This window comes from Sphingomonas sp. FW306-05-A (genome assembly GCF_058782275.1).
In genome coordinates this window covers 210,582-236,891 of the sequence record NZ_JBYSXN010000003.1, presented here as the reverse complement: position 1 = coordinate 236,891, position 26,310 = coordinate 210,582, and the positions used below count along the sequence as shown (strand labels likewise).

Genomic DNA, 26,310 nt, shown 5'->3' with positions numbered 1-26,310 from the left:
CGACTACGCCGAGCCTCAGCCAAACGCCTAGGCAATCTCCTTTGCTCATCGACCGCCAGAACTTCGACAAACCCGATTGCGCCTTCGTGGTATGGCTTCGTAGGAGAGCCCAGAGCATCCTGGGGCAACGTCTTATTCCAAATAACTCGGAGCTTAGTCATTCCAACGCGCTTCCGGACTTCGTCGAAGCCCGCGAAGCGCGGAAGCTGAACGTTCTGAAACGGTTCTTGACCGTGAAGAAGGTTTGGGTAAGCTTATGATCACCGTCGCATCTCTATGAAGTTTGATGAGCATGACCGAGGCAGACCTCGCCGCCGCGATCGCAAGGATCGACGAAGGGATGCGCGCCACCGCCGCAGGTTTTGACGCAATACGGGATCAGAAGCCGGAACCGATCTGGCCCACCATGGCGCTCGCTTTAGGTTATTTCACGACGTGCCTGGCTGCAGGTGCGATGCTGGAGGTGTACTTCCACGCAAGATGCGGTGGATGACGAACCAGAGCCATATTCCTGCGCAATTCACGCCAAGGGGTAGATTGGGCGATCCCGAGACAACGGCTCGCTGGAAGTCGACATCGGCGTGGCTCTAGGTCGTGCCGAACGCTGACCGCGTGTCAGTCGATGAACAACTTCTTGATCACGCGATCACGGCAGTGGTCACATCGACCGCGGCGTCACCATGGTGATGGGGCGAAGCGGTGTCGACCTTCCTCTTGGTGCTTTCCGCCTTCACCGACCACGTGCCGGGGACTGTGACCTAATGTTGAGGGCGTAGCATCGCGGCCGCCCGACTCTTTGACGACGATGTTGCAAATGCGGTGGCCAACTCGGCTGTGACCGCAAGAAACGCAGTCACATTGCCGTGCAATTTTACAACGCAAAGGTTCGAGGATCGCGATACAACCGTGGAGCCTTTGATCGCGTCGCGTCAATTTTGGTTGCACATGCAACCTGGTCGTTTTCTTGCAACTTTGCTAAGTAACTGACTCATAACAAAAAAGCAATTTGCCGGAGAATGGCATGGGCGTGCCGAAGTTGCATTCGCTTCGACACGCCGGTGATATTATCGACGACTATTCGGCGTCGGGCACCCGCTGCCACCCCTCTTTGTAATCAAACTCGATCTGCCCCTCGCGCTTCTCCCCTAGCAGGGAGAACGTGGCTTCTGCAGCCATGCGTGAGTGCAAGATCCATTGATTAGTGACGTTCCAGACGAGCAGCATCTGGCCGCTCTCGATGTCGTCGCCCTTGTTGAGCGAGATCTCGAGTGCGCGTGCCATGCAGTGCGCGACCACAGTGTGACGATACGGGGCACCGGGCAGGTCGATCTCATAGATTTGAAAGCGTGCCTGCGAGCGTTCGATCTCGGTGAGCATGGTCGGTGTCTCCTTCAGACCGGTATTGGTCGAACGAGAGTTCGCATGTCGCCCGATGGCATGCGGGTGGCTTATGATTGGGATCTGGTTGCATATGAACGCTTGAAAAGAGCAACTTTTTGACAACTTTTTGCAACCAGCTTGGACCGCTGTACGCCGCCGAGGCGCCCGCTGACAAATATGATCGAGCATGGGTCTGCAGGTGAGGTTTTGATGCGCGCGGGTCGTTATACCCGCACCCGTTGAAAGCGCCTTGCTATGCATCGCCGTTGAACGAGACAGCCGGGCGACGACAACGCTGACATCCTTCAAGATGCACCCCTCTACTCCACGCATGCGAGCGGGGGCACACGCTGGTCGGTAAGTTGTTGGTTCTACCGCACGATTTACGAGCCGCGCTTCTACTAACCATGCAATCGGCGAAATCGTGATCGCTGGAAGGCTGCCTATCGATCGAGGGAACAGCGTCTATCTTTTGATGCAGATACGCGCCGCGCGTCACTACGCGGGCTGCACCCAATCCCTGCCCGATGCCGATGCTGGTGCCGCGCGACAGCGGAAGGCGGCGTTGGAAAACATTGCGATCCCGCGTGTGTCAGCGTCGGTCTTGTATGGTTCTAGATCCCTCGGTTATTCGCTTCCAGGTTCACGCAAGAGATTTGCACGCGCCCCCGGGGCGATGCCTTTGGCTCTCAGCGCCGGAAACTTGTCACGGAGATCTTCTACCAGCGGAAGCTCATTTAGCGTCAGCCAGCGACGCGATGGATCTCGGTCTGTCAGCACGTCCCGGACGATGTTCAGCCGTTCTTCTGGAAGCTCTGCCAAACGCTTTCCAGCAACCCGCTCCAAGTCTCGCATCACGTCTAGGTCCTCGCCGACCGGACCAACCGCCTGCTGTTGCTGTCCCGACGGTATGGACAACAACTTTGCAAAGTCGATGTCGGGGTATCGCTGTTCCAAAACTGCCAACAAGAATTTGCCCCGCTCTAAACCGACTGCCGCTGCCATCTCCAGCGCTCGGTCAATCGGAATGGGAGCCCGTCCGCTTGCCATGTGGCTCACTACGACTGACGATTTGTAGCCGAGCAGGTGCGCTAACGCGCGCTGAGACAGGTCCGGCTTCGCACTAAGTGCCTGCGCGAACATTTGCGTCGCTCGCGTGTCAGCATAGCCAAAATCCAATGCCACTGAATGTGTGTCGATAACCATACACCTTTGTCATTCGCCTACCATATGCGCCATCTAAAGCACCAAAAGCCGCGTAGACAAGCTTTAATCGTTGTGGTATCTATAACAACATGATGTAGCATGAGGCACATCGAAGGAGATACCCGTGATTGATAAGGTTACCTATTCCGTGAAAGAAGCCATGCTGGCTTACGGTATCGGCCGAACGAAGCTGTATCAACTCATTAACGCACGCGAGCTTACGGCCATCAAAATCGGCACGCGCACCCTGCTGCGTCGGGACGACCTCGACGCCTTGGTGTCCCGATCGGCGGTGGCGTGATCGCCGATGCCACTCACAGTTACGGCGATCAACAGCGCGAAGCCACGCGACAAACAGTACAAGCTCACGGACGAGAAGGGGTTATACCTGCTTGTCACCCCAGCGGGTGGCCGGCTCTGGCGTATGAAATACCGGGTGAACGGCATCAGCGATGATGGCGAAGCAAAGCGGATAGAGAAGCACCTGTCGCTAGGTGCTTATCCCGACATCAGCCTGAAACAGGCTCGGGATCTGCGCGACGCGGCACGCCGACAGCGAGCGAGCGGCGTCGACCCAGTCGAAAAAAAGCGCCGCGACAAGAATGCAGCGAAGCTTGGAGCGGTCAATTCGTTCAACGCGGTCGCTCTAAGATACATCGAAAAGAACGAGCGCGAGGGGTTAGCCCCCGCCACCGTGCGCAAGCGCAAGTGGTTCCTCAAGCTCGTGCAGAAGGCGCTGGGAAGCCGCCCCATCGCCGAGATCGAACCGCTGACCATTCTCGAGGCCGTCCGTCCACTAGAGGCGAAGGGCAAGCTCGAGACCGCACGACGCACGCTTGAGTTCATCGGACAAGTCTTCCGTTTTGCGGTCCAAAACCAACTCGCCCTTTTCAACCCTACTGCCGATCTCAGGGGAGCGCTGACCGCGCCCAAGCCAAGGCACCTTTCCGCAATCCTCGCACCACGACGCGTCGGCCAACTATTGCGCGCTATCGAGGGCTACGACGGACAGCCGATTACCCAGATTGCGCTTAAGCTCTCGCCGCATGTCTTCGTGCGACCTGGCGAACTCCGGCGGGCCGAGTGGCGCGAGATCGACTTTGACGCATGCGTCTGGCGGATCGACGCGGAAAAGATGAAGAGTCGGCAAGCCCATGTCGTTCCGCTCTCACGTCAATCATTGGAACTCTTTGCCGCGGCGCGCGAGCTCACCGGTGACGGCAACTTTGTCTTTCCATCAATCCGAACCCACACTCGACCGATGTCGGAGAACACCGTGAATGGCGCGCTGCGCCGTCTCGGCTTTACCGGCGAGGAAATGACCGCGCACGGTTTCCGCGCGATGGCGAGCACGCTCTTGAACGAGTCGGGAAAGTTTCAGCCCGATGCGATCGAACGCGCGCTCGCACACAAAGATCGCGATCAAATCCGTGCGGCATATCACCGCGGGCTACACTGGGATGAGCGCGTAGCGATGGCACAGTGGTGGAGCGACCATCTCGACGAGCTTCGAGGGCGTGAACAATCGGCTGCGGAGGCGCATCTGATGAGGAAGGACGCAGCCTGATCACGGAGCAGGACAATCCAGCGCATCGCTTGGACATTTGATCAGATAACAGTTTCCCCCGCATCTGTTGCCGACAACAATGGCCGACGATGCAAGCATGAAGGATTCCTCATGGAGCAAACGGACGCAGCGAAAGAGTTCCTTGAGGCTGCAATCCTGAGAATTGACCAAAAGGCACGCGACTTGGCAGCCCCCTTGCCAGAACCAATATCGAGCGGAGCGTTATGGGCAATTGCCGCAGCTGCATGCATCATGGGCGCCACCATTTTCGCGGCTGGCACCCTTTTCGCTCGCTGGTTTATCTGATTCTCGCGAGCACATGTTGAACTGGTTTGCACACTGCTACCTGCAGATGGAGGACTGGCGCAATCGAGCAGAAACACAGCGGAATGGGGGTCTTGGGGGTATTTTAATCGGGGGTAGTCAGGATACCCCCACGAAACACCCCAACGCTACGCGGCTGCTCACGAACAGCTAAGGTCCGACACGAACACAATCGCGTCGTAAGGGCCTTGAATTAATTGAGTTTTTGGACAGCGGTGAACGCCGCCGAATGGGGAAGTGGTGCCGCTTACAGGACTCGAACCTGTGACCCCCGCATTACGAATGCGATGCTCTACCAACTGAGCTAAAGCGGCATGCACGACACCGTTTCGGTGACCGTGGAGGCGGGCGCTTATCAAATGGATTTCGGGATGGCAAGCCAATGCCGTAAAATCGTGACGATTTCCCACCGGTGCCCGAGCTCTTTACCGGACGTTTACCACGCGGGGTGCACAAGCAGGCCAGTAGCGGCCCGGCGGGCCAGATAGGGCGTTTGCGCAATGGATAGTGTTCACGACTATGAGGACGGTCGGTTCGGTGCCGATGCCCCCGGTCGGGGCGGGCAGGATGCGACGGGAGACCGGGTTGCCGACATCCAGTTCGCGGTCGGGACCGACGAACGTCGGATGCACGTCCGCGCCTATAACCATTGGGTGTCGCTCCTCAGGGGCCGGAGCTATCCCTCGATTCAGGATCTGGACCCGGCAACGATCGCCGATTTCGGCGCAAACAGCGTCCTGCTCGATTTCAGCAAGGGCACCGAGAACCCCGCGATCGCCTATCTCGGGCGGGCGCTGCGGGACGAATGTTCGCTCGACGGCGGCACGACGCATATCGCGCAAGTTCCGAGCGGGTCGCTGCTGTCGCGGCTGACCGATCATTATCTGCAGATCATCGCCAACCGCTCGCCGATCGGGTTCGAGGCCGAGTTCGTCAGCACGCGCGGCCACAACACGCTGTATCGCGGCATCCTCATGCCCTTTTCGTCGGACGCGGACTCGATCGATTTCATCTACGGCGTCATCAATTGGAAGGAACTGGTCGACGCCGACACCGAGGCACGGCTGTACGCCGAGATCGAGGCCGCGCGGACCGTTCAACCCCGCACTGCAACCGCGCCCGTCTGGGCGGACGGGCCCGGCCACGCCCTCGCGACACTGGTCGATTCGGAAACGACGGACTCCGATGACGATGACGTAAGTGCGGACGCGGACGTGGGCGGAGACGTCGACGGGGATGACCCAACCTCCACGGACGACAGCCTGTCCGACCGCTTGCTTCTCGCGCAGCAAACCGCCGCCGCCGCCGCCACTGCCGACTTGCGCAGCCGCGCGACCCTGTATCGCGCATTGGGCCGCGCGCATGATTTCGCGATCGCCGCCGATGCCGATCCGCGCGGCTATGACATGCTGCTGGAACAGGCGAACATCGCTGTTCAGCTGCGCGCGCCGATGACCCCGGTGGTCAAGCTCGTCTTCGGCACCGCGTACGACAAGACCCGGCTGGCCGAATATGCAGCGGTCCTGGCGCAGGCGCGTCGCAAGGGCGTACCGGTTGGCGGCATGCAGAATTTCCTCGAAGGCTTTGCCGGAGGAATCAAGGGTGTCGTACGCGCCGAACGGCTTGCCCGCGGACCCTTTGCGCACGCGCGAACCAGCCCCGGTGAAGAACTGGCCGAACGCCCGGCGCTCGCCCGCGTCGCGCTCGACACCGATGCAAACGAGGGCGAATATGTCTTGCTGCTGGCGCGCTCCGCGCCGTCCGGAACGCTCGATATCGTTGCAACCGTAACCGACGACACTGCGCTGACCGAGCGGGTGATGCGTCACGCGGTGCGCTGAAATGCTGCACTGCCACAAGTCTTGAGGTCCTGAACGGACCGGAGCATAGGGGCGCGCATGCCTAAGACCACGCTGAAATCGCTGTCGGATGCGCTTGCCGTTCGACTTACCAAGGGCGCTCTTCCGGGAGAATTACAGGGGTTCGGGGAGGCCGAGCGGGCGGCCGCTGCGAGCTTCGTCGCCGCCACCGCCGAGGAGCGCGCGCCCGGGACCGCGAAGATCGCGCTCGAGCCGCTCCCTGCGACCGACCCGCGCCGTCTGATGCGGCTCGCGATCGTCAACGACGACATGCCGTTCCTGGTCGATTCGATCGCCGCGACGATCGGCGCACACGACGTGTCGATCGACCGCATCATCCACCCGGTGCTCAAGATCACCCGCGATTCCGACGGGGCGCTGACCCAAGTCGACGACGGGAACGCCGAATCGATGATCTATATCGAGCTCGAGCGCGTCGATGCGCGCGAACGGCGCGATCTTGTAGTCGAACTGGCCAAGAACCTCGCGGACGTCCGCGCCGCGGTCTCCGACTGGCAAGCGCTCGAAGCCGCGATGAGTGCCGACATCGCCACCTTGCCCGAGGGGGAAGGCAATGCGCTGCTGGCGTGGCTGCTCGACCGCAAGATGACCTTGCTGGGACATGAGACGTGGTGGGCGGACGCATCGGGCGAAAACCGCGCACTGGGTATCGCGCGCAATCCGCAACCCGTGCCCATCCTTGCCGAAGCATCGCGCCGCCTGGCGATGCAATGGTTCGAGGATGGCGGCGAAGCCCCGTTGTTGCTCAAGTCCAACCTGATTTCGGGCGTTCACCGCCACGTGCCGCTCGACCTGGCGCTGGTGCCGTTGCGCGACGGCGCGCGCGTCGCCGGGCTGTCGATCCACGCCGGGCTGTGGACCAGCGCCGCGCTGCTCGCCGCACCCGAGGACGTTCCCGTGTTGCGCGCGCGGCTGGCGGAGCTCGAAACCAAGTTCGGCTTCGACCCCAAGGGGCATACCGGCAAGGCGCTGACCCACGCGCTCGTCGCGCTGCCGCACGATCTGGTGACGGGCTTCACGCGCGAATCGCTCGAGAATGTCGCTCTGACCGCGATGTCGCTGGCGGATCGACCGCGACCGAAGCTTGCGCTGGTCCGCAGTACGCTCGGACGGCATCTGTTCGCCTTCGTATGGTTGCCGCGAGACGACCTGACCACCGCGCGACGCCTCGCGATCGGCGACATGCTCGCCGAAGTGGCGAATGCCAGCATTCTCAACTGGTCGATCGCGGTCGACGATACGATCGCGCTGATCCGCTACACGCTCGATCTGCGCGAAGGCGGCGTGCTGCCCGACGCGGATGCGCTCGACACGCGGATCGCGCGGATGGTGCGTGGCTGGGTCCCTGCGGTAGAGGCGGCGCTGGTCGAGCAGACCGATGCACCACGCGCGGCGCGGCTTGCGCTGCGCTGGGCAGCGGGCTTTCCGCAGAACTATCGCAACGTCAGCACCCCGGCCGAGGCGGGCGAGGACATCCAGCGGCTCGCGGCACTCGAAAACGAGAGCGCGCGTGGCGTGCGCCTGATCCCGACGGCCCCGGGCGAGGATCGCCATCTCAAGATCTACAAGCTCGGCAACGCGCTACCTCTGTCGGATGCGGTGCCGGTGCTCGAGAATTTCGGCTTCCGCGTGATCGGCGAGTTGCCAACGCGGTTGCAGGACGAAAGCAATGCTTTTGTCCACGAATTCATCGTCGAATCGAACGACGCCGCGTCACAGGTCGACACTGCGGTGCTGGAAGGCGCGATTGCCGCAGTGCTGGAAGGGGCTGCCGAAAATGACGCGTTCAACCGGCTGATCATCGAAGTTGGCGTCAGCCCGCAGGCGGTAGTGCTGTTCCGCGCATGGTTCCGCTACCTCCGCCAGGCAGGGCTGACCTATGGACTGACCACCGTGGTCGATGCGCTGCGTCGGGCACCCCGCGTCGCCGAGGCGCTGATCGCGCGCTTTGCCGCCGTGCATGACCCCGCGCAAAACCGCGATCCGGCCGAAACAGACGCGGCGATCGAGGCAGGCCTCGATGCCGTGACCGCGATCGACGACGACCGCATCCTGCGCGCGTTCCACGCCATGATCGCGGCGACGCTGCGCACCAACGCGTTCACGCCCGCAGGGGCCGAGGCGCTTGCGTTCAAGCTCGACAGCCATCGCATTCCCGGCCTCCCGGCTCCCGTGCCATGGCGCGAGATCTGGGTGTACAGCCCGCGGATCGAGGGCATCCACTTGCGCGCCGGCCCGGTCGCGCGCGGTGGCCTGCGCTGGTCCGACCGGCGCGACGACTTCCGCACCGAAATCCTCGGGCTGATGAAGGCGCAGCGCGTCAAGAACGCGGTGATCGTGCCGACCGGCGCGAAGGGCGGCTTCTATGCGAAGCAGCTCCCACCCGCGTCCAACCGCGATGCGTGGCTGGCGGAAGGCACTGAAAGCTACCGCGTGTTCATCCGCACGCTCCTGTCGATCACCGACAACATCGTCGAGGGCAAGGTCGTCCACCCGCAGGGCGTCGTCGTCCATGATGGCGAGGACCCCTATTTCGTCGTCGCCGCCGACAAGGGCACCGCGACCTTCTCCGACGTCGCCAATGCGATCGCGCTCGAACACGGCTTCTGGCTGGGCGATGCGTTCGCGAGCGGCGGGTCGGTCGGCTATGACCACAAGGCGATGGGGATCACCGCCAAGGGTGCGTGGGTCAGCGTCCAGCGGCACTTCGCCGAGCGCGGGACCGACGTCCAGACCCAGCCGATCCGCGTCGTCGGGTGCGGCGACATGTCGGGTGACGTGTTCGGCAACGGCATGTTGCTCAGCCACGAACTGAAGATCGTTGCAGCATTCGACCATCGGCATATCTTCCTCGATCCCGACCCCGACCCCGCCGCCTCGTTCGCCGAGCGTCTGCGGATGTTCGCGCTGCCGCGCTCGAGCTGGGCGGATTATGACGAGACGCTGATCTCGACCGGCGGCGGGGTGTTCCCGCGGACCGCCAAGGTCATCGCGCTGACCGACGAGGTTCGCGCGGCGCTTGGCCTGACCGAGCGCGAGATGGAGCCGGGCGCGCTGATCTCGGCGATCCTCAAGAGCCCGGTCGACCTGATCTGGTTCGGCGGGATCGGCACCTATGTAAAGGCACGCGCCGAGAACAACATCGCGGTGGGCGACCCCGCGAATGACCGTCTTCGCGTCGATGCGGAGGATCTGCGTGCGACGGCGATCGGCGAGGGTGCGAACCTCGGCGTCACCCAGGCCGCGCGCATCGCCTTCTCCGCGCACGGCGGACGGATCAACACCGACTTCATCGACAATTCGGCAGGCGTCGATTGCTCGGACAATGAGGTCAACATCAAGATCGCGCTCAACCGCGAAATGATCGAGGGACGTCTGGGGTTCGAGGACCGCAACAGCTTCCTCGCGAGTATGACCGACGACGTCGCGCATCTGGTGCTCGAGGATAACCGGCTCCAGACGCTCGCCTTGTCAATCGCCGAGGCCGGTGGCCCGCAGACCGTGCCGAGCTATGTCCGGCTGATCGAGATCTTCGAGGCATCGGGATCGCTCGACCGCGCGGTCGAGGGGTTGGCGGGGAATGACGACCTGCTGCGCCGCTCGACCGAGGGCCGCGGACTGACGCGGCCCGAGCTCGCGGTACTGCTGGCGACCGCCAAGCTGGCGTTGCAGGCGGCGATCGAACGGTCGGGCCTGGGCATGGCGGACGAATTGCTCCCCGACCTGCACGCGGCCTTCCCGGCGGCGATGCAGGAACGCTTCGGCAAGGCGATCGACGAGCACCGGCTGCGTGGCGAGATCGTCGCGACCAAGCTCGCCAACCGCATCATCAACCGGATGGGCGTGCTCTACCCGTTCGAACTGGCCGAGGAAGAAGGCGCCGCAATCGCGGATATCGCCGGGATGTTCGTGGTGGCCGAACGGCTGTTCGACCTGCCGACGCTGTGGCGTGAGATCGAGACGACCGACATGCCCGAAGCAGCGCGGATTGCGCTGTTCGATGAGACCGCGGTGGCGACGCGGTCGCAGATCGCGGACCTGCTCCGCGCGACGCGGACGGACGCCGGCCCGGGCGATACGCTCAAGCGGCTTGGCAAAGGGATCGCGGATCTCGACCGCCAGACCAAGGCGTTGCTGCTCGAGGAAGCAAGCGCGCACAGCGCGCGCATTGCCGCCGCACTCGAAGCGGCGGGCGCCCCGACCGCGCTGGTGCAGAAGGTCGTCCGGCTGTTCGAGATGGACGGCGCGGTGGGGCTTGCCGATCTCGGCGACCGGCTCGGGATCGACGAAACCGAGCTGACGCGCGCGTTCACGCGCCTCGGGCAGGCGCTCGGGCTCGACTGGGCGCAGGCGAATGCCGCGCGGATCGAGTCGAGCGATCCGTGGGAGCGTTTGCTGATCGCCGGGCTGGCGCGCGATTTCCAGCAATTGCGGCTGGAATTCCTGGCGCGTGCGGCGGGCGGGAAGCTCGATCCGCAGGCGCTGGTCGATGCATGGCTGGCGGACAATGCCGCGCGTGTCGGGCAGTTCAAGGCGGTGGTCGACCGGGCACGGCTGGCGCCTGCCCCCAATGCCGCGATGCTGGCGCAGATTGCAGGCCAGGCGCGGGTGTTGCTGGGGCGGTAGAATGGTTTGCCCCCCCAGCGGGGGGGCAAGCATGGCACCCCGTCGACGCGGCAGTTCCGGCTGCCAGCGGGGTGACGACGAGCTGGCTGATGTACCGCGCACGCTCCTAGTAGAGGGCTAGCGAGCAAGCCTTCAACGGCCTGACAAGATTAAGCCGACGGCAACGCCTGTCCGTTACCCAACTGCGCATGACTGCTGCAAACCTTTCGCTCGCCTTCAAACGGTTTGGGTCATGGAGCCCGGCGTATTGGGTGGGAATGCTTGCGCTATTCGCGCTTGCGCAACAGGCGGCCTCTTCGCTCAACTGCGATGTTTCCTGGCTGATCACCACCGCCGAGCGTGTGCTCGATGGAGCGAAGTTGTACCGCGACATCGAAGAGGTGAATCCACCCGCCTCGGTGCTCATCTACATGCCGTTCGTGGCGTTGGCTCGCGAACTGGGCCTACATCCGGAAGCGGTAACGGTGGTCATGGTCGCCACACTGGCGGTGTTGTCGATCTATATCTCGGGGCGTATTTTCTGCCCGCTCCCTGCCACGCGGTGGCGGTTGGCGGCATTTGCCGCGTTTGCGTTGCTCGTGTTACCGGTCGACCAGTTTGCCCAGCGCGAGCACATCGCGCTGATTGCAGGTCTGCCGATGCTGACGCTGCTGGTCACCCGCATCGAGGAGCGAGCGCCCGGCCTGCATCATGCCTGGACCGCGGGGCTCGGCGGAGGGATCATGGTGGCGATCAAGCCGCACCTGCTGTTGGCCCTGCTTCCTGTTGCGGGATGGGCGGTCGTGCGGCAACGTTCGTTCAGACCGGTGCTTGGTGGTGAATGGATTGCCCTGGTGCTGGTATGCATTGGCTACACCGCCATAGTGTGGCTGGCCTTCCCCTCGTATCTCGATCACATGCTGCCGTTGCTGCGGCTCGTCTATTTGCCAAATCGCGATAGTTGGATGCACCTGCTAACCGGATCGATGGTGTTGATCCCCGCCTTCGCGGCCGCGCTTACGTTCCGCATTGCCCATGGGTATCCCACGGTCCCGGCGGGAGCGGCCCTGCTCGCCTCGTGCGGTTTCGCCGTTGCCGGGCTGATTCAGGGCAAGGGCTATCTCAACCATGGTTATCCCGCGGTTGCCATGGCCTTGCTGGCGATTGCCCTCGAACTCTCCCGCCCCGGGGCGGCGTGGCGATTTGGGACGCTGTGCTGGGCACTACTCGCCCTCGCCTCGACCTTCAGCTACGCTCAGGTAGCGCAACCCTATGCGCTGCGGGACGCCGTGCTACGGCTGGGTCCACCACATCCGAAACTTCTTGGCATATCCTTCGACTTCGCGCTCGGCCATCCGCTGACACGCTGGGTGGCAGGTCGCTGGGTAGGGCGACGTGGCAGCCTGTGGGTGACCGGCAGTAGCCGACAGCAATTGGGCGATCCGTCGCTTGCGCCTGCGCAACGTGCCGCCGTTGCGCGAGCCGCGGCCGAGGATGCGGCGATGCTTGCCGACGATATCCTGCGCAACCAACCCGACATCGTCCTCGTGGATGCGGAACCCGGATTGGCCTGGATTGCACGACACCCCGGAGTCCGGAGCGCGATGCAATCGTATCGTCCCGCAACACACATCGGCGCTGTGACCTTATGGGTCAGGCAGTGTGCGGACAAGCAGGACGTCTCCCGCCATTGTCCGCAGTAGCCGCCTGACGGCTCTGCCTATCGTATGCCCGGCGCGAAGGCCGCGATGTCCTCCCGCAGCGGCGTCTAGAGATCAAACCGGTTGCGCAACCCATGCTGATGGCCCTGACGGATCCTCAAGCAACCGCCCGAGCCCGCTGCCTGGTCTTGAGCTGCGCCTTCCACCCGCGGGCGCGCCACCACATGATGATCCCCGTCACCGCAAGCACCGCGGGCAGAATGCCGCCGAGAAACACCAGCAGCTGCCACACGAACCCCATCCGCGTCCCGTCGTGCAGCCGCCGCATCGTTCGCGCGAGCGTCTCACGCTCGGCGCGCGCTGGCCTGGCGCGGCCGGTGACGTCATCGACCGTCACGCTCTTCGCTTCCCCCAACAGAACCTTCCATTCGGGCTTGCGATCGGTCGGCCAGTCGACGCGCGATATCGCGCCCGGTGCCACCCTGCCAGCCCGCGCGAGCACCGCATCAAGCACCAGCGTTGGACGCTCCAGCGCGACCGGACGCCCGCCTCCACCGCCACCGGGACCCCCCGGGCCGCGTGGCGCACCGCCGCCGGCGAACACCTGCGGGAACGAGATCCACACCCCCGTCAGCGACAGCACGAACAGCGGTAGCGCGATCCAGAAGCCGAACAGATGGTGCAGATTGGTGTCGGTGTTGCGATGCCGCCGCCAGCGCAGGCCGCGCGCCCAGCGCCCGACCGTCGGCCACCACAGCGACAAGCCCGAAATGCACGACACCAGCATCGCCACGCCGATCCACCCGACGATCTGCCGCCCGACCCCCGGCACCAGCAGGTTGCCGTGGAGATTGTGGAGCACGCGCAGCACGCCGCGCGCGCTGCTGCCTGTCGCGAGGATCTTCGCGGTCGGCGGATCGAGATAGACCGTCGTGCGCTGCGGCGGCCCGCGGCGGCCGGGATCGGGCGGGGTGATCGCGGTCACCTGGACCGGCCCCTCCCCTTGCGGCAGCGCGAGGCTCGCGATCCGTTCGCCGGGCTTGAGCGTGGCGCGCGCCGCAGCGACATAGCGCGCGGGATCGATCGTCGCGCTGCCGCTGGTCGCATAACGCGCAGGGTTGAGGACATGGTCGACCGCTTCGTCCCACACCAGCACCGCTCCGCTGAGCGACAGCGGGATGATGAGGACCGCAAGCAACAGCCCGATCCATTTGTGGAACTGAAACCAGACGTTTCGGAGTGCGATCTTGGACATCAGACCTCCGCCCAGCGGCGCAAAAGATTGTGATAGACGCCCGTGAGCCGGACGATTTCGGGATCGTCGCTGCCGAGCCGCGCCGCGATCGACTGGATCGCAGTGTCCTGTTCGAACAGCAGCGCCCGCGCGCCGTCGTCACGCACCATCGACTGAATCCAGAAGAACGATGCGACACGCGTGCCCCGCGTCACCGGGGTGACGTGATGGACGCTGGACGCAGGGTAAAGCACGAGCTGGCCAGCCGGAAGCTTCACGCTTTGCGCGCCGAACTGGGTCGTGATCGTCAGTTCGCCCCCGTCGTAGCTGTCGGGATCGGACAGGAACAATGTCGCGGACAGGTCGCTTCGGATGCGGAAATCGCTGCCGCGCCGGATGCGGATTGCAGTGTCGACATGCGCGCCGAAGGCGTCGCCTTCGCCGTACCGGTTGAACAGCGGCGGGAAGACCTTGAGCGGGAGCGCCGCCGCGACGAACAGCGGAGATGCGCCGAGCGCGTCGAGTACCGCGTTCCCCCCTGCGCGCGCCGCCGCACTGTCCTCGGGCAATTGCGTGTTGCGCTTGGCGAGCGCGGATTGCGCGCCCGACGTGGCATTGCCGTCGATCCAGTCGGCGACGTCGAGCTGCGCGCGCAGGTCGGCAACCTGCGCGGGCGTCAACAGATCGGGGATGATCGTCAGCATGCCTGCGCCCGGATCGCCTGGACACCGCGCACGCGGAAAGCGGCTATTTCAGAAGCCGCGAGCCATGCCGCGGCCTTGTCGACGAACGCCGGGGTCGCGGTTGCGCCGGCCCGCTTGAGCCAGCCGATCGCTTCCTCGATTTGTCCGCCGATCCCGAGCATCCGCGCGTGGTTGAACGCGCCCCGGAAATCGCCGCCCTGCGCCGCGCGGGCATAACAAATCGCCGCGGCCGCGAGGTCGCGCGGGACGACCCAGCCGTCCTCGTGGAAGCTGCCGATGAAGTTGATCGCCTTGGCGTTCCCAAGCGCGGCCGCCTTGCGGAACCAGTCGAGCGCGGCTGCCTTGTCTTCCGCGACACCGTGGCCGAGCGCGAGCAGCGTCGCGTAATTATACATGCCCCAGTCGAGCCCCGCCTCCGCGGCGATCCGGTAGCATTCCGCCGCGCGCATCTTGTCGGGCGCGGTGCCCCAGCCGAGATCGTAGCAGCGCCCGACCATGTTGATCCCCATCACATGATGCTGTGCCGCGGCGCGCGTGAACCAGCCGAGCGCAGCGGCGGGATCGCGTGCCACGCCCGCGCCATCGAGCAGCATCTGGCCGTACACCGCTTGCGCGTCCGCCATGCCGGCATCTGCCGCCGCGCGGACGAATGCCGCGCGGGTCTCGGGCGGGCCGGAGAGATGCGTGCCGATCTCCTCCGGGGTTAATGCCATCAGCTGATCCAGCGACAGCATCAGAACTTCGCCGTGATCGTGCCGAACACGGTCCGCCCCGGCGCGATGTTCGCGAAGTGCGAGGCGTAGGTCTGCGTGAAATAGACCTTGTTGGTCAGGTTCTGCGCGTTGACGCTGAGCTCCAGATTGGGCGTGATCGCGTAGCTCGCGCGCGCATCGAACCGCCAGTAGTCCGGGATGCCGCGCAACAGGGTCGTGGTGGCGGGGTTGATCGTGACGACGCCCGCAGTCGTCTGCGTCGCGGTACGATTGTCGGCATAGCCGCCATATTGCCGCCCCATGTAGATCGCGCTGCCGCCGACCTGCAGGCCCTTGACCAGTTCATAGTTGGTCGTCGCGGTGAAGCTGTGCTGCGCGGTCTGGGGCACCTGCCTGCCGGTGTTGACCGAGGGAACATAGACCGTCTTGGCCGCAGCCGGACCATTGGCGGCAGCGGTCAGCGCGCTGTTGCCGCCGTCGATGACCTTGGGGTCGAGATAGGTGTAGCCCCCGAACACGGTCCAGCCCGGCCGGATCGTCCCGCTCGCGGTCAGTTCGACGCCGCGGATCCGCGTCTTGCCGAGGAAACCGACGGTATTCGCGTCGATCTGCACCCGTGCGTTGCTGATATCGGTCTGGAATACCGCAAGCCCGAGCTGGAGCTGTTCGTGGAACAGGCTGCCCTTGGCGCCGACTTCGTAGGATTTGGTCTTCTGTACCTTGAGCGCATCAAGGATCGCCAGATTGACCGGGGTCGCGGTGGTCGGCAGCGCATTGTCCTCGCGACCTTCGCCGAGCAACGCATTGGGCGGCGTCGCGGCGGTGGCGTAACTTGCATAGAGGCTGGTTTCGCTGGTCGGCTTGAACACCAGGCCCGCCTGCCAGTTGAACAGTTCGTCCTTGCGCGACAGTCGGGTCGCATTGCCGCCCGCCGCGAACGGCAGCGTGACGGTCGACTTGAACTGGTCGTAGCGCGCGCCGAGGTTGAGGATCAGTTGCGGAAGCAGCGTGATCGAGTCGAACCCGTAGACGCCGATCGTCGTCGCGTCGTTCTGCGTCTCGGTGTTGGACGCGCCGCGTACGATCGGCGTCGCGACGCTGGAGGTGTCGCTGGTGTAATTGACCCAGGGGTCGGACGGATTGGGGTTGAACAGGCTCGCGCAATAATAGCGTGCGATCGTCGCGGTGTTGCAGCGCGGGCTGACGGTCGATCCGTTCGCCGAGACGAAGGTGCCGCGCCGGGTCTTCTCCCAGGCGACTTCCGCACCGACCGCGAAGCTGTGCTTGATGCTGCCGGTCGCGAACGTGCCGCTGAGGTCGGTCTGGTCGATCAGGCTCTCGCTATAGCCGTAGCGCGTGTTGCCGCGCCGCCAGACGTATCCGCCGGTCAGCACGTCGCCGCGCGTCCCCGCCGTCCCGGTGGTGGGATTAGTCGCGGCGGTGCCTGACACGTTGCCCTGGCTGTCGTCGGGGAGCGTGAAGATATAGGCCTGTTCGCTGTGTGAGACGCGTGCGGTGTTGCGCAGCGTGATCCCGCCGAAGTCATGCTCAACCCGCAGCATCGCCTGGTTGGTCGTTGCATCGCGGAAGTCGCGGTCCTTCAGGCCATAGAAGGCCGAGCGCGACACCGTCCCCGTCTGTCCGCCGCGCGTCGTGATCGTGCCGACCGCGGGGGTGGTGAAAACGTTCCCCGCGGGAAGCGTGCAATTGGTGGCCGAGCAGACATATTGGTACGGGATGCCGCTGTCGGGGAGTTCGTGGTTCTCGAGATAATAATAGCTCGCGGTCAGCCGCGTCGGCGTACCGAGGCCAATCGTCACGCTCGGCGCGAAGCCCCAGCGGTTGGCGTACACCGCGTCGCGATCGACGACGTTCTGATCGTGCCACAGCCCCTGCAGGCGGACCGCGGCGGTGTCGCTCAGCCGAACGTTGATGTCCCCGGTGACGCGCTTGAAATCACCATTGCCGTAGCTTGCGCTCGCCGAACCAAAGGTCAGCGCCTGCGGCAGCCGCGACAGGATGTTGAGCGAGCCGCCCGCATTGCCGCGCCCGCCGAGCGTCGAATCCGACCCGCGGACGATCTGCACCGAATCGACCGCGAACACTTCGCGCGTCTGCGACGACAGGTCGCGCACGCCGTCGACATAGACGCTGCCCTGGCTGTCGAAGCCGCGGATGAACGGGCGATCGCCGATCGGGTTGCCGCCTTCCGCGGCACCGAAGGTAATGCCGGGAACGGTGCGCAGCGCATCCTGGAGCGAGGTCGATCCGGTCTGCTGGATCACTGACTTGTCGAGCACGACAATCGACTTGGGCGTGTCGACCAGCGGTGCGACCTGCTTGGGGTCGCGACGTTCGCGCTGGCCGTGGACGATGATGTCGAGCTTCTGGTCGGGGTCTTCGTCGTTCGCAGGCGGCGGTGCGGCGGCGGGCGCGTCACTGGCAAAGGCGGGCAAGCTGGCGAACGCTCCGACGCAAGACAGCGCGAGGTAGGCAGGCTTTGCGACGGCGATACGTGACATGAAATTCCCCCTTTGACTGGGGCCTCGCTATTGCGAGTCACTCTCATTGTCAACGCTATTGCGAATTACTCTCAAAGTTTGCCAGCGAAACGATCCAGCTTCTGAGCGCGCTTGCAAGGTTTGGCGGGTCATCGGCGCGGATTCGGAGGGCATCTACCTGCGCTATCAATGCGTTGAGTGGCAACCCCCGCACACGAGCGGCCTGATCCAGGGCACGCCAGAAAATCGGTTCGAGACTAATCGACGTAGGGTGCCCGGCGATCGTTACGGAACGTTTGACGGGGCCGATAAACCCGCCGGAGGGAGGAACGACGTGCATCACTCTACCGTAGCAGATCGACGCCTTCAGATCTCGATTGCCGCACGCTTCCTCATCCTTGCGCTCGACACTGTGTGGGCACCGTGTTTGATGAGGCTTCTTACCGCCGGCTCGGCATAACGCGTAACGCCCCAGGCAGCAGCCACTGCACCAGCCGCCACGCTTACCACCACCAGGAAGGGGGGCACGCGCCCGAGGGTCATGTTGCCCCATCCGATCAACGAGACCCCGATCTCGTTATGCAGCAGATACAAGGCATAGCTGATCGAACCGAAGAACATCGCGATTCTGCTGGAGAGCGCAGCCTGTAGGGGACGCGAAACCTGCGCGGTCGAGAACAGGATCACGACCAGTATCAGGATTGCGCGGTCGATCCATTGCAGCGGTATGAAATTGGTTTGCGTCATCGCCGTCGCAATACCGAGAAGGAACGCCGCGTTGAACAGTGCCGCACTCTTGCTTTGTCGTGCTTTGTAGAACAGCGCCCCGCTGGCAAACCAGCCGTACAGGTGCATGTTCATCCATCCGAGCGGCTCGATGGCACGGCGCAAGCCATGGGAAACACCCATCGTCGCCATGATCGCATCCCCGGTCGACGTCACCACCGCCAAAATCACGATTGCGCAGACCGCAACCCGCCATCCGGCCACGAAATACAGGGCACCGAAAACGACATAGAATCCCATTTCCGTATACAACGTCCAGAAAACGCCATCGAGCGACTGTATGTCGAGATGCATCACCGCGTGCAGGATCGATGGCGAGACAAAGATTAGTCCCGGTATTACATCGAGAACGCTTCGCATCGGATGCGGTCCAGGTATGTCGGTGGCGGCATTGAATACCACGAGCGTAATCGTAGTAATCAACATCGCAGGGAAAAGGCGGAGCCACCGATGATACAGGAATGGCCCGAACGCCCGACGTTTTTCGAGCGTCATCAGTATGACGAAGCCCGAAATCAGAAAGAACAATTGTACGCCGACCCAACCGCGCGCAATCAACGGAGCAAATATGCCGCCATCACATCCCAGAATGGCAGCATATGTTGGCCCGCAATAATGATACAAGAGTACCGATAGAATCGCGACCCCACGCAGCCCGTCGAGATAGTCTATCCGACCACCAATGCTTGCCATCCCCGCCCCTGTCATTCACGGGCGTCCCCCGACGCCGTCGATCCGAGTATACAGAGTCATGATCAGATGACGATACCTTCAACTATCTCCCACTAACGACCTGCAATCCTTTGCAGCGACATTGAGATCTAATATTTACCCTCGATACGCGTCGATGTTAACTCGCAGCGAGCGGTAGAGAGAATTACGGCGTATCGAACAACGCCGCCAACTGCTCGATGATCGTGCCGCCCAGCTGCTCGGCATCCATGATCGTCACCGCGCGCGCGTAATAGCGGGTCACGTCATGCCCGATCCCGATCGCCGCGAGTTCGACCGGCGACTTCGCCTCGATCCAGCCGATCACCTGCCGCAGATGCCGTTCGAGATACGACCCCGAATTGACCGAGAGCGTCGAATCGTCGACCGGGGCGCCGTCCGAGATGACCATGAGGATCTTGCGCTCCTCGGGCCGCGCGATCAGCCGAGAATGCGCCCAGAGCAGCGCCTCGCCGTCGATATTCTCCTTGAGCAGCCCCTCGCGCATCATCAGCCCGAGCGAATTGCGCGCACGCCGCCATGGCTCGTCCGCCTTCTTGTAGACGATGTGGCGGACGTCGTTGAGCCGGCCCGGCTGCGGTGGGCGGCCTGCCGCGAGCCATGTCTCGCGCGACTGCCCGCCCTTCCACGCCCGCGTGGTGAAGCCGAGAATCTCGGTCTTGACCCCGCACCGCTCAAGCGTCCGCGCGAGAATGTCCGCGCTGATCGCCGCGATCGAGATCGGGCGGCCGCGCATCGATCCGCTATTGTCGATGAGTAGGGTCACGACCGTGTCGCGGAAATCGGTCTCGCGCTCGATCTTGTAGCTCAAGGACAGCGTCGGATTGACGACGATCCGCGCGAGCCGCGCCGCGTCGAGGATCCCCTCTTCCTGATCGAAATCCCAGCTGCGGTTCTGCTGCGCCATCAGGCGGCGTTGCAACCGGTTGGCGAGCTTGGTCACCGCGCCCTGCAGATGGACGAGTTGCTGGTCGAGATAGGAGCGCAACCGCAGTAGCTCGTCTGCGTCGCATAGGTCGGTCGCGGCGATCACCTCGTCATAGGCGGTGGTCCACGCCTTATATTCGAACTGCGGGGAGAAATCCGCGGGCGGGCGATTGGGGCGGACCGGGAGCATCCCCTCCTCGCCGTCGTCGCCGGGCTCGCCGTCCATGTCGTCGGTGGTCTCGTCGCCCTGTTCCTGGCCTTCGCCGTCCTCGGCATCGGAATCCTGCTCGGACCCGCGCGCCTCGATCTCACCCTGGCCTTCGTCGCCCTGATCGTCGCCTTCGTCGCCCTCGTCCTGCTGCTGTTCCTCGGTGCCCTCGTCGTCATTGCCGCCCTCGTCCGATTCGTCGGGGAGAATGTCGCCCTCGACCAGTTCGAGATCCTCGAGCAGCCGTGTGATCAGCCCGGCGAAGGCGCGCTGATCGTCAATCGCGAGCGCCATCGCATCGAGATCGCCGCCGGCCTTCTGTTCGATCCATTCACGCACCAGGTCGAGGCCCTGCAGCGTCGCGGCGGGCGGTGCGACCCCGGTGAGCCGTTCGCGCACCAGCAGCCCGAGCGCGGTCGACAACGGGACTTCGGCGCGCGTGCGCGCCCGTGTGATCGGGTCGGCGCGCAACCGCGCTTCCATCGCGGTGTCGAGATTGGCGGTGATCCCGGCATAACCGCGACTGCCCAGCGCCTCGACGCGCGCATTCTCGGCGGAATCGAATACCGCGCGCGCGACCGCCTCGCCCGGGGCGTGGCGATTGTGGATCGCGGCATTGTGGTGCCGCAGCCGCAGCGCGAACCCATCCGCGAAGCCGCGCGCCTCGGCGACCTGTTCAGGCGGCAGCGTGCGCGCAGGCATCGGCACCTTGATGTGCTTGCCCGACTGGGTCGGGGAGTCCGCGGTATAGGCCAGCTCGATTTCGGGCTCGTCCGCCAGCGCGCGCGCGGTTCCGCCGAGCACGGCCTTGAAACGATCGAGTGGGGTATCAGTGGCCACGGTTCAACTCCGGCACGGCAATGTGCCCAGGTGCGAGATCGGGATTCGGGTGGATCGTCGCAACCCGGGTGGTGGGATTGTGGGGCGATACGTGCAACGCAGCGCCACGAGGACCTAGCTACCAGATAACGTCCGCGCCGAAAGGCAAAACGACCGGCCGCAGGATCGCGTACGGATCAGCCCTCGATCCGGGGTTGGGCGTTGCTCCGTACGCCCATCTCGACGATCGTCTCGATCCGCACGACGCGCTTGTCGATTGCCGCGGCATAGTTGCTCAGGCCCTTCACGTCGTTGGCGAGGCGATCAACCTTGCGGTCCATGACTTCCAGGCGTTCCTGCATCAGCACGACGTTGCGGATCGCCTCCAGCGCGTCCCCAAGCGAACTCACGTGCGGATGCCGGCGGCGCGCAAGGTCCGGTCGACCTCGTCATGGGTCGCGTCCAGCGTCTGGATCATACGGTCGATCGCAGCGGCCATCCGCGGCATTGCCACATTGACTTCGCTGACCAGCGCCGCGAGTTCGGCGTCTTCGCGGTCCGCGCCCTCGGCGATGTAGCGGCTCGAGGCCTCGCGCAGCACATGCCCGACCGAATGGCCGGTCCGCGCGGCATAGGCATCAAGTGCTGCCTTGTCGTCTGGCGTCGTCAAGAACGTCACGCGCGCGGTCTGCATGGGGCGACTCCTTATAAGGTCATTATAAGGCGCGCCTGATCGGTTGCAAGGTAGGGCCCCGGGAAGGACTCACAACGGAATGTTGTCGTGCTTCTTCCACGGATTCTCGAGCTGTTTCCCGCGCAGCTTGCGCAGGCCGAGCGCGATGCGGCGGCGAGTCGAGTGCGGCTGGATCACTTCGTCGATGAAGCCCTTGCTTGCTGCCACGAACGGGTTGGCGAAACGCGCTTCATATTGCGCGGTCTGCGTTGCGATTTCCTCGGGCGTGCGGCCGCGGAAGATTATCTCGACCGCGCCCTTCGCGCCCATCACCGCGATCTCGGCGGTCGGCCAGGCATAATTGAGGTCGCCGCGCAAATGCTTGGACGCCATCACGTCATACGCGCCGCCATAGGCTTTCCGCGTGATCACGGTGATCTTGGGGACGGTCGCCTCGGCATAAGCGAACAGCAGCTTGGCACCGTGCTTGATGATGCCGTTCAGTTCCTGCGACGTGCCGGGCAGGAAGCCGGGGACGTCAACGAAGGTGACGATCGGAATTTCGAACGCATCGCAGAAGCGCACGAACCGCGCCGCCTTCTTGGACGAATTGATGTCGAGGCACCCCGCCAGCACCATCGGCTGGTTCGCGACGAACCCGACAGTGCGCCCCTCGATCCGCCCGAAGCCAGTGATGATGTTGGCGGCGTGGGTCGGCTGGACCTCGAAGAAATCGCCCTCGTCGACGGTCTTCCGGATCAGCTCGTGCATGTCGTACGGCTGGTTGGCGGAGGCGGGGACCAGCGTGTCGAGCGAGTCCTCGAGCCGGTCCCACGGGTCTGACGACGGCCGCTCGGGCGATCCCTCACGGTTCGACGCGGGGAGGAAATCGATAAAGTCGCGCGCGGCGAGCAGCGCCTCGATGTCGTTCTCGAACGCGACGTCAGCGACGCCGGACTTGGTGGTGTGCGTGACCGCGCCGCCGAGTTCCTCCTGCGTGACGATCTCGTTGGTGACGGTCTTCACCACATCGGGGCCGGTCACGAACATGTAGGACGAGTCCTTCACCATGAAGATGAAGTCGGTCATTGCCGGCGAATAGACCGCGCCGCCGGCGCATGGCCCCATGATCAGCGAGATCTGCGGCACGACGCCGCTCGCGAGCACGTTGCGCTGGAACACTTCGGCATAGCCGCCGAGCGATGCGACGCCCTCCTGAATCCGCGCACCGCCGCTGTCGTTGAGGCCGATCACGGGCGCACCGACCTTCATCGCCATGTCCATGATCTTGCAAATCTTCTGCGCGTGGCGTTCGGACAGCGACCCGCCGAACACGGTGAAATCCTGGCTGAACACGAACACCAGTCGCCCGTTGATCGTCCCTGATCCGGTGACGACGCCGTCGCCGGGGACGATCTGGTCCTGCATCCCGAAGTCGACGCAATTATGCTCGACGTACATGTCGAGTTCCTCGAACGAGCCTTCGTCGAGCAACACCTCGAGCCGTTCGCGCGCGGTCAGCTTGCCCTTGGCGTGCTGCGCAGCGATCCGCTTCTCGCCCCCGCCCAGCCGCGCCGCGGCGCGCTTGCGTTCCAGTTCGGCGATGGTCGAGGACATGGCAACTCCTAGGCGTTCGGCTTGGACATCCGGTTGCGCCGTCTTTTCGCGTTTTCAGACCGGAACGCAACACCGATTGCAGCGCCCGAACTCGGTGCTATGCTCGGGTAAAACACGGGGAGAATGTCAATGCGTCGCCTGCTCATGCTTCGTCTGTCGACCGCGGTCGCGCTGGGGGCGTTGGCCGCCCCCGGCCTCGCCAAGACCGAACCAGCCGCCACCCCGGCGGCAACCGGCGCGCGCTACGGCAGCTTCGGCATCGACCTGACCACGCAGGAAAAGACGGTGAAGCCCGGCGACGATTTCTGGACCTTCGCCAATGGCGGATGGGACAAGCGCACGCAGATCGCGCCGGACCGGACGTCCGCCGGATACGGCGTCGTGCTGACCGACGAGGCCGAGGCGAACGTCCGCAAGATCCTCGACGATGCCGCCGCCAACCCCGCCGCGGTCGGTGCGGGGGCGAAGCAGTTCGGCGACCTGTACGCGAGCTTCATGGACGAAGCGGCGATCGACAAGGCGGGTGCCGCGCCGCTCGCGCCCTATTTCGCCAAGATCGACGCCGCCACCGACCGCGCCAAGCTCCAGACGCTGTTCGCGACCACGGGGTACGCCAGCCCGGTCGTGATCGGCCAGCTTCCCAACCCGTCGGATCCGTCGAAATATACCGTCGGCACCGGACAGGGGTCGCTCGGCATGGGCGGACGCGATTATTATCTCGAGACCGGCCCGAAATACGACGCGTTCCGCGCAGCGTATCGCGCTTATGTCGCGCAGATGCTGACGCTGGCGGGCCTGACCGATGCGAGCGCGCGCGCCGACCGGATCATCGCGCTCGAAACCGCGATGGCGAAGGTGCAATGGTCGCCGGTCCAGTCGCGCGACCTGTTGGCGATGCTCAAGCCGATGACCGCGGCGCAGCGCACCGCGCTCGCGCCCGAGTTCGACTGGCCGCTGCTGCTCCAGACAGCGGGTTATGGCGATTTCCCGGTCGTCATCATGAGCAACTCGACTGCGCTGACCGGGCTCGGCAAGATCTTCGCCGAAACGCCGGTGTCGACTTGGCAGGACTGGATGAAGTTCCGCTTCGCGGTCGCCGCAGCCCCGATGCTGCCCAAGACGTTCGACGACGCGACTTTCGCTTTCTACGGCAAGACGCTCAACGACCAGCCGTCGCAGCGCGCACGCTGGAAGCGCGGGATCGCGATGGTCAACGGCACGATGGGCGAGGCGATCGGCGAGATCTACGTCAAGCGCCACTATCCGCCCGAGAGCGAAGCCAAGATGGGCGAGCTGATCGCCAATCTGCGCGCTGCGTACAAGGACCGGATCACCGCGAACGGCTGGATGGACGCGAAGACCAAGACCGCGGCGCTCGCCAAGCTCGCCGCATTCGACCCGCGCGTCGGACATCCGGTCAAGTACATCGACTACACCTCGCTCCAGGTCGTCCGTGGCGACCCGCTCGGCAATGCGATCCGCGCGGGCGAGTTCCAGCATCAGCTCGACCTCTCGCGCTTGAAGGCCCCGGTCGACCGGACTTTGTGGGACATGACCCCGCAGACGGTAAACGCCTATTACAATCCGCTGGCGAACCAGATCACCTTCCCCGCCGCGATCCTGCAGCCGCCGTATTTCGACCCCAAGGCGGATGCCGCGGTCAACTATGGCGCGATCGGCGCGATCATCGGGCATGAGATGGGGCATGGCTTCGACGATCAGGGCAGCCTGTTCGGGCCGACCGGCAGGGTCGAGAACTGGTGGACGCCCGAGGCGAAAACCGCGTTCAAGGCGCGGACCGGCGCGCTCAGCCAGCAATATGACGCTTATGAACCGATCCCCGGCGTCCATGTGAAGGGCGCGCTGACGCTCGGCGAGAACATCGGCGATCTCGGCGGGGTCGAGACCGCTTATGCCGCCTATCAGAAGTATCAGCAGACTCACGGCAAGGCCCCGGTGATCGACGGGCTGACCGGCGACCAACGCTTCTTCCTGTCCTATGCGCAAGCCTGGCAGTCCAAGCTCCGCGAAGGCGCCGCGCGCGCGCGGTTGCTGACCGACCCGCATTCGCCGCCGTTCTACCGGGTCAACGGGATCGTGCGGAATGTCGACGCCTGGTATGCGGCGTTCGGGGTGAAGCCGGGCGACAAGCTGTATCTGGCACCGGCGGACCGGGTGCATATCTGGTAACGAACCGTGCGAAGCCGCCGCGCTGGCGGCTTCGCAGCTTAGTCGAGGGGGAGCCCTGTCTCGATCTCGCGTGCGACATGGAAGACGCGACCGATGATGAGGCAGTCGGCCTCGACCCGGTAGAAGATGCGGTAGCTACGATGCCGGCAGGTTCGCACGCCTCCGGCAAATTGCTCGGATACCGGGTGCATTTCGGGATATTCGCACAGCCGTTCAAAGGTCGCGTCGAAGCTCAGAAAATAGGCTTCGCCGACGTCGACCCCGAAGGTCGCGCATCCATAGCGCAGGATATCGGTTAGATCGGCGTCCGCTCTGTCGCTGAGCTCAAGCCGCAGCACGGCTATTCCGGTGGTCAGCCAGAATATCCTGCAGGGATCGCTTGCTTACCCCGGACGCGAAGCCTTTCGCGATTTCGACGCGGAGCCAGTCCAGGTGGTCCGCCTGCGCCTTGTCCGCCCGAATCAGCTCGGCCAGATAGTCGCTGCTGCTCGCGTAGTTTCCATCCGCAACGCGCTGTTCCAGCCAGAAAAGCATGTCTTCGGAAACAGAGACCGTCATCTGTGCCATGGCGCGATCCTACTAA

At 64.1% G+C, this 26,310-nt stretch carries 22 protein-coding genes and 1 tRNA gene; 8 read left to right on the top strand and 15 right to left on the bottom strand.

Features of this window, described 5'->3' with window-relative positions:
• The first annotated feature begins 286 nt into the window (after positions 1-286).
• Positions 287-493 (top strand): hypothetical protein, encoded by a 207-nt coding sequence (locus AC3WJR_RS17390; RefSeq protein ID WP_492726527.1) that lies wholly within the window; start codon positions 287-289, stop codon positions 491-493.
• 581 nt (positions 494-1,074) lie between these two features.
• Here the strand turns inward: AC3WJR_RS17390 and AC3WJR_RS17385 are convergent.
• Positions 1,075-1,377 (bottom strand): hypothetical protein, encoded by a 303-nt coding sequence (locus tag AC3WJR_RS17385; protein ID WP_492726525.1) that lies wholly within the window; start codon positions 1,375-1,377, stop codon positions 1,075-1,077.
• A 630-nt stretch (positions 1,378-2,007) separates the two neighbouring features.
• Positions 2,008-2,586: a hypothetical protein gene (locus tag AC3WJR_RS17380; protein ID WP_492726523.1), complete on the bottom strand. Its 579-nt coding sequence runs from the start codon at positions 2,584-2,586 to the stop codon at positions 2,008-2,010.
• 124 nt (positions 2,587-2,710) lie between these two features.
• Here AC3WJR_RS17380 and AC3WJR_RS17375 point away from each other — a divergent pair, with 124 nt between their 5' ends.
• From AC3WJR_RS17375 to AC3WJR_RS17365, 3 genes are all read left to right on the top strand, one after another.
• Complete coding sequence (locus AC3WJR_RS17375; protein ID WP_492726521.1) at positions 2,711-2,887, top strand: helix-turn-helix domain-containing protein; 177 nt, start codon at positions 2,711-2,713, stop codon at positions 2,885-2,887.
• A 6-nt stretch (positions 2,888-2,893) separates the two neighbouring features.
• A complete protein-coding gene (locus tag AC3WJR_RS17370; RefSeq protein ID WP_492726519.1) occupies positions 2,894-4,153 on the top strand; it encodes a tyrosine-type recombinase/integrase in 1,260 nt (419 codons plus the stop codon).
• Between the two features lie 111 nt (positions 4,154-4,264).
• Positions 4,265-4,459: a hypothetical protein gene (locus AC3WJR_RS17365; protein WP_492726518.1), complete on the top strand. Its 195-nt coding sequence runs from the start codon at positions 4,265-4,267 to the stop codon at positions 4,457-4,459.
• Between the two features lie 256 nt (positions 4,460-4,715).
• On the opposite strand, the gene AC3WJR_RS17360 is transcribed toward AC3WJR_RS17365, so the two are convergent.
• Positions 4,716-4,791, bottom strand: a tRNA-Thr gene (locus AC3WJR_RS17360).
• Between the two features lie 186 nt (positions 4,792-4,977).
• Here AC3WJR_RS17360 and AC3WJR_RS17355 point away from each other — a divergent pair.
• The 3 genes from AC3WJR_RS17355 to AC3WJR_RS17345 all read left to right on the top strand — a co-directional run bounded on the left by AC3WJR_RS17355 (position 4,978) and on the right by AC3WJR_RS17345 (position 12,665).
• Entirely contained in the window at positions 4,978-6,318 is a 1,341-nt protein-coding gene (locus AC3WJR_RS17355) for a PAS domain-containing protein (RefSeq protein WP_492726516.1), read from the top strand.
• Between the two features lie 57 nt (positions 6,319-6,375).
• Positions 6,376-10,983, top strand: a complete 4,608-nt coding sequence (locus tag AC3WJR_RS17350) for an NAD-glutamate dehydrogenase (RefSeq protein WP_492726515.1) — start codon at positions 6,376-6,378, stop codon at positions 10,981-10,983.
• Positions 10,984-11,171: 188 nt separating this feature from the next.
• Positions 11,172-12,665 carry a hypothetical protein gene (locus tag AC3WJR_RS17345; RefSeq protein WP_492726514.1) on the top strand — a complete coding sequence of 498 codons (1,494 nt, stop codon included), beginning with the start codon at positions 11,172-11,174 and terminating at the stop codon, positions 12,663-12,665.
• 115 nt (positions 12,666-12,780) lie between these two features.
• Here the strand turns inward: AC3WJR_RS17345 and AC3WJR_RS17340 are convergent, their stop codons facing one another.
• The 10 genes from AC3WJR_RS17340 to AC3WJR_RS17295 all read right to left on the bottom strand — a co-directional run bounded on the left by AC3WJR_RS17340 (position 12,781) and on the right by AC3WJR_RS17295 (position 23,537).
• The gene (locus AC3WJR_RS17340) at positions 12,781-13,878 is read right to left on the bottom strand and encodes a PepSY-associated TM helix domain-containing protein (protein WP_492726513.1); all 1,098 of its coding nucleotides are present in this window, start codon (positions 13,876-13,878) and stop codon (positions 12,781-12,783) included.
• Positions 13,878-14,561: a Fe2+-dependent dioxygenase gene (locus AC3WJR_RS17335; RefSeq protein WP_492726511.1), complete on the bottom strand. Its 684-nt coding sequence runs from the start codon at positions 14,559-14,561 to the stop codon at positions 13,878-13,880. Before AC3WJR_RS17335 ends, AC3WJR_RS17340 begins: the two co-directional genes overlap by 1 nt.
• Entirely contained in the window at positions 14,555-15,295 is a 741-nt protein-coding gene (locus AC3WJR_RS17330) for a tetratricopeptide repeat protein (protein WP_492726509.1), read from the bottom strand. Before AC3WJR_RS17330 ends, AC3WJR_RS17335 begins: the two co-directional genes overlap by 7 nt.
• On the bottom strand, positions 15,295-17,796 hold the full coding sequence (locus AC3WJR_RS17325) for a TonB-dependent receptor (protein WP_492726508.1): 2,502 nt from the start codon (positions 17,794-17,796) through the stop codon (positions 15,295-15,297). Before AC3WJR_RS17325 ends, AC3WJR_RS17330 begins: the two co-directional genes overlap by 1 nt.
• 55 nt (positions 17,797-17,851) lie before the next feature.
• Positions 17,852-18,115 (bottom strand): ribbon-helix-helix domain-containing protein, encoded by a 264-nt coding sequence (locus tag AC3WJR_RS17320; RefSeq protein WP_492726506.1) that lies wholly within the window; start codon positions 18,113-18,115, stop codon positions 17,852-17,854.
• Between the two features lie 26 nt (positions 18,116-18,141).
• A complete protein-coding gene (locus AC3WJR_RS17315) occupies positions 18,142-19,254 on the bottom strand; it encodes an acyltransferase family protein (protein ID WP_492726504.1) in 1,113 nt (370 codons plus the stop codon).
• A gap of 184 nt (positions 19,255-19,438) precedes the next feature.
• Complete coding sequence (gene cobT, locus AC3WJR_RS17310) at positions 19,439-21,268, bottom strand: cobaltochelatase subunit CobT (RefSeq protein ID WP_492726502.1); 1,830 nt, start codon at positions 21,266-21,268, stop codon at positions 19,439-19,441.
• Positions 21,269-21,444: 176 nt separating this feature from the next.
• The gene (locus AC3WJR_RS17305) at positions 21,445-21,657 is read right to left on the bottom strand and encodes a hypothetical protein (protein WP_492726500.1); all 213 of its coding nucleotides are present in this window, start codon (positions 21,655-21,657) and stop codon (positions 21,445-21,447) included.
• Entirely contained in the window at positions 21,654-21,941 is a 288-nt protein-coding gene (locus tag AC3WJR_RS17300) for a hypothetical protein (RefSeq protein ID WP_492726499.1), read from the bottom strand. Before AC3WJR_RS17300 ends, AC3WJR_RS17305 begins: the two co-directional genes overlap by 4 nt.
• A 69-nt stretch (positions 21,942-22,010) precedes the next feature.
• On the bottom strand, positions 22,011-23,537 hold the full coding sequence (locus tag AC3WJR_RS17295) for an acyl-CoA carboxylase subunit beta (RefSeq protein ID WP_492726497.1): 1,527 nt from the start codon (positions 23,535-23,537) through the stop codon (positions 22,011-22,013).
• Positions 23,538-23,681: 144 nt separating this feature from the next.
• On the opposite strand from AC3WJR_RS17295, the gene AC3WJR_RS17290 reads away from it, so the two are divergent.
• Positions 23,682-25,727, top strand: a complete 2,046-nt coding sequence (locus tag AC3WJR_RS17290; RefSeq protein ID WP_492726714.1) for a M13 family metallopeptidase — start codon at positions 23,682-23,684, stop codon at positions 25,725-25,727.
• Positions 25,728-25,765: 38 nt separating this feature from the next.
• Here AC3WJR_RS17290 and AC3WJR_RS17285 read toward each other — a convergent pair whose 3' ends face one another.
• Entirely contained in the window at positions 25,766-26,065 is a 300-nt protein-coding gene (locus tag AC3WJR_RS17285) for a type II toxin-antitoxin system RelE/ParE family toxin (protein ID WP_492726496.1), read from the bottom strand.
• Positions 26,052-26,294 (bottom strand): ribbon-helix-helix domain-containing protein, encoded by a 243-nt coding sequence (locus AC3WJR_RS17280; RefSeq protein WP_492726495.1) that lies wholly within the window; start codon positions 26,292-26,294, stop codon positions 26,052-26,054. The genes AC3WJR_RS17285 and AC3WJR_RS17280 overlap by 14 nt, the downstream gene beginning before the upstream one ends.
• Positions 26,295-26,310 lie beyond the last annotated feature (16 nt).

Excerpts from the sequence above, each read along its gene's own strand:
- AC3WJR_RS17350 (WP_492726515.1), top strand. The coding sequence starts at position 6,376 with ATGCCTAAGACCACGCTGAAATCGCTGTCGGATGCGCTTGCCGTTCGA.
- AC3WJR_RS17345 (WP_492726514.1), top strand. The coding sequence starts at position 11,172 with ATGACTGCTGCAAACCTTTCGCTCGCCTTCAAACGGTTTGGGTCATGG.
- AC3WJR_RS17320 (WP_492726506.1), bottom strand. The coding sequence starts at position 18,115 with ATGCACGTCGTTCCTCCCTCCGGCGGGTTTATCGGCCCCGTCAAACGT.
- AC3WJR_RS17385 (WP_492726525.1), bottom strand. The coding sequence starts at position 1,377 with ATGCTCACCGAGATCGAACGCTCGCAGGCACGCTTTCAAATCTATGAG.
- AC3WJR_RS17325 (WP_492726508.1), bottom strand. The coding sequence starts at position 17,796 with ATGTCACGTATCGCCGTCGCAAAGCCTGCCTACCTCGCGCTGTCTTGC.
- AC3WJR_RS17295 (WP_492726497.1), bottom strand. The coding sequence starts at position 23,537 with ATGTCCTCGACCATCGCCGAACTGGAACGCAAGCGCGCCGCGGCGCGG.
- AC3WJR_RS17340 (WP_492726513.1), bottom strand. The coding sequence starts at position 13,878 with ATGTCCAAGATCGCACTCCGAAACGTCTGGTTTCAGTTCCACAAATGG.
- AC3WJR_RS17330 (WP_492726509.1), bottom strand. The coding sequence starts at position 15,295 with ATGCTGTCGCTGGATCAGCTGATGGCATTAACCCCGGAGGAGATCGGC.
- AC3WJR_RS17380 (WP_492726523.1), bottom strand. The coding sequence starts at position 2,586 with ATGGTTATCGACACACATTCAGTGGCATTGGATTTTGGCTATGCTGAC.
- AC3WJR_RS17290 (WP_492726714.1), top strand. The coding sequence starts at position 23,682 with ATGCTTCGTCTGTCGACCGCGGTCGCGCTGGGGGCGTTGGCCGCCCCC.
- AC3WJR_RS17315 (WP_492726504.1), bottom strand. The coding sequence starts at position 19,254 with ATGGCAAGCATTGGTGGTCGGATAGACTATCTCGACGGGCTGCGTGGG.
- AC3WJR_RS17335 (WP_492726511.1), bottom strand. The coding sequence starts at position 14,561 with ATGCTGACGATCATCCCCGATCTGTTGACGCCCGCGCAGGTTGCCGAC.
- AC3WJR_RS17300 (WP_492726499.1), bottom strand. The coding sequence starts at position 21,941 with ATGCAGACCGCGCGCGTGACGTTCTTGACGACGCCAGACGACAAGGCA.
- AC3WJR_RS17390 (WP_492726527.1), top strand. The coding sequence starts at position 287 with ATGAGCATGACCGAGGCAGACCTCGCCGCCGCGATCGCAAGGATCGAC.
- AC3WJR_RS17355 (WP_492726516.1), top strand. The coding sequence starts at position 4,978 with ATGGATAGTGTTCACGACTATGAGGACGGTCGGTTCGGTGCCGATGCC.
- AC3WJR_RS17370 (WP_492726519.1), top strand. The coding sequence starts at position 2,894 with ATGCCACTCACAGTTACGGCGATCAACAGCGCGAAGCCACGCGACAAA.
- AC3WJR_RS17280 (WP_492726495.1), bottom strand. The coding sequence starts at position 26,294 with ATGGCACAGATGACGGTCTCTGTTTCCGAAGACATGCTTTTCTGGCTG.
- AC3WJR_RS17365 (WP_492726518.1), top strand. The coding sequence starts at position 4,265 with ATGGAGCAAACGGACGCAGCGAAAGAGTTCCTTGAGGCTGCAATCCTG.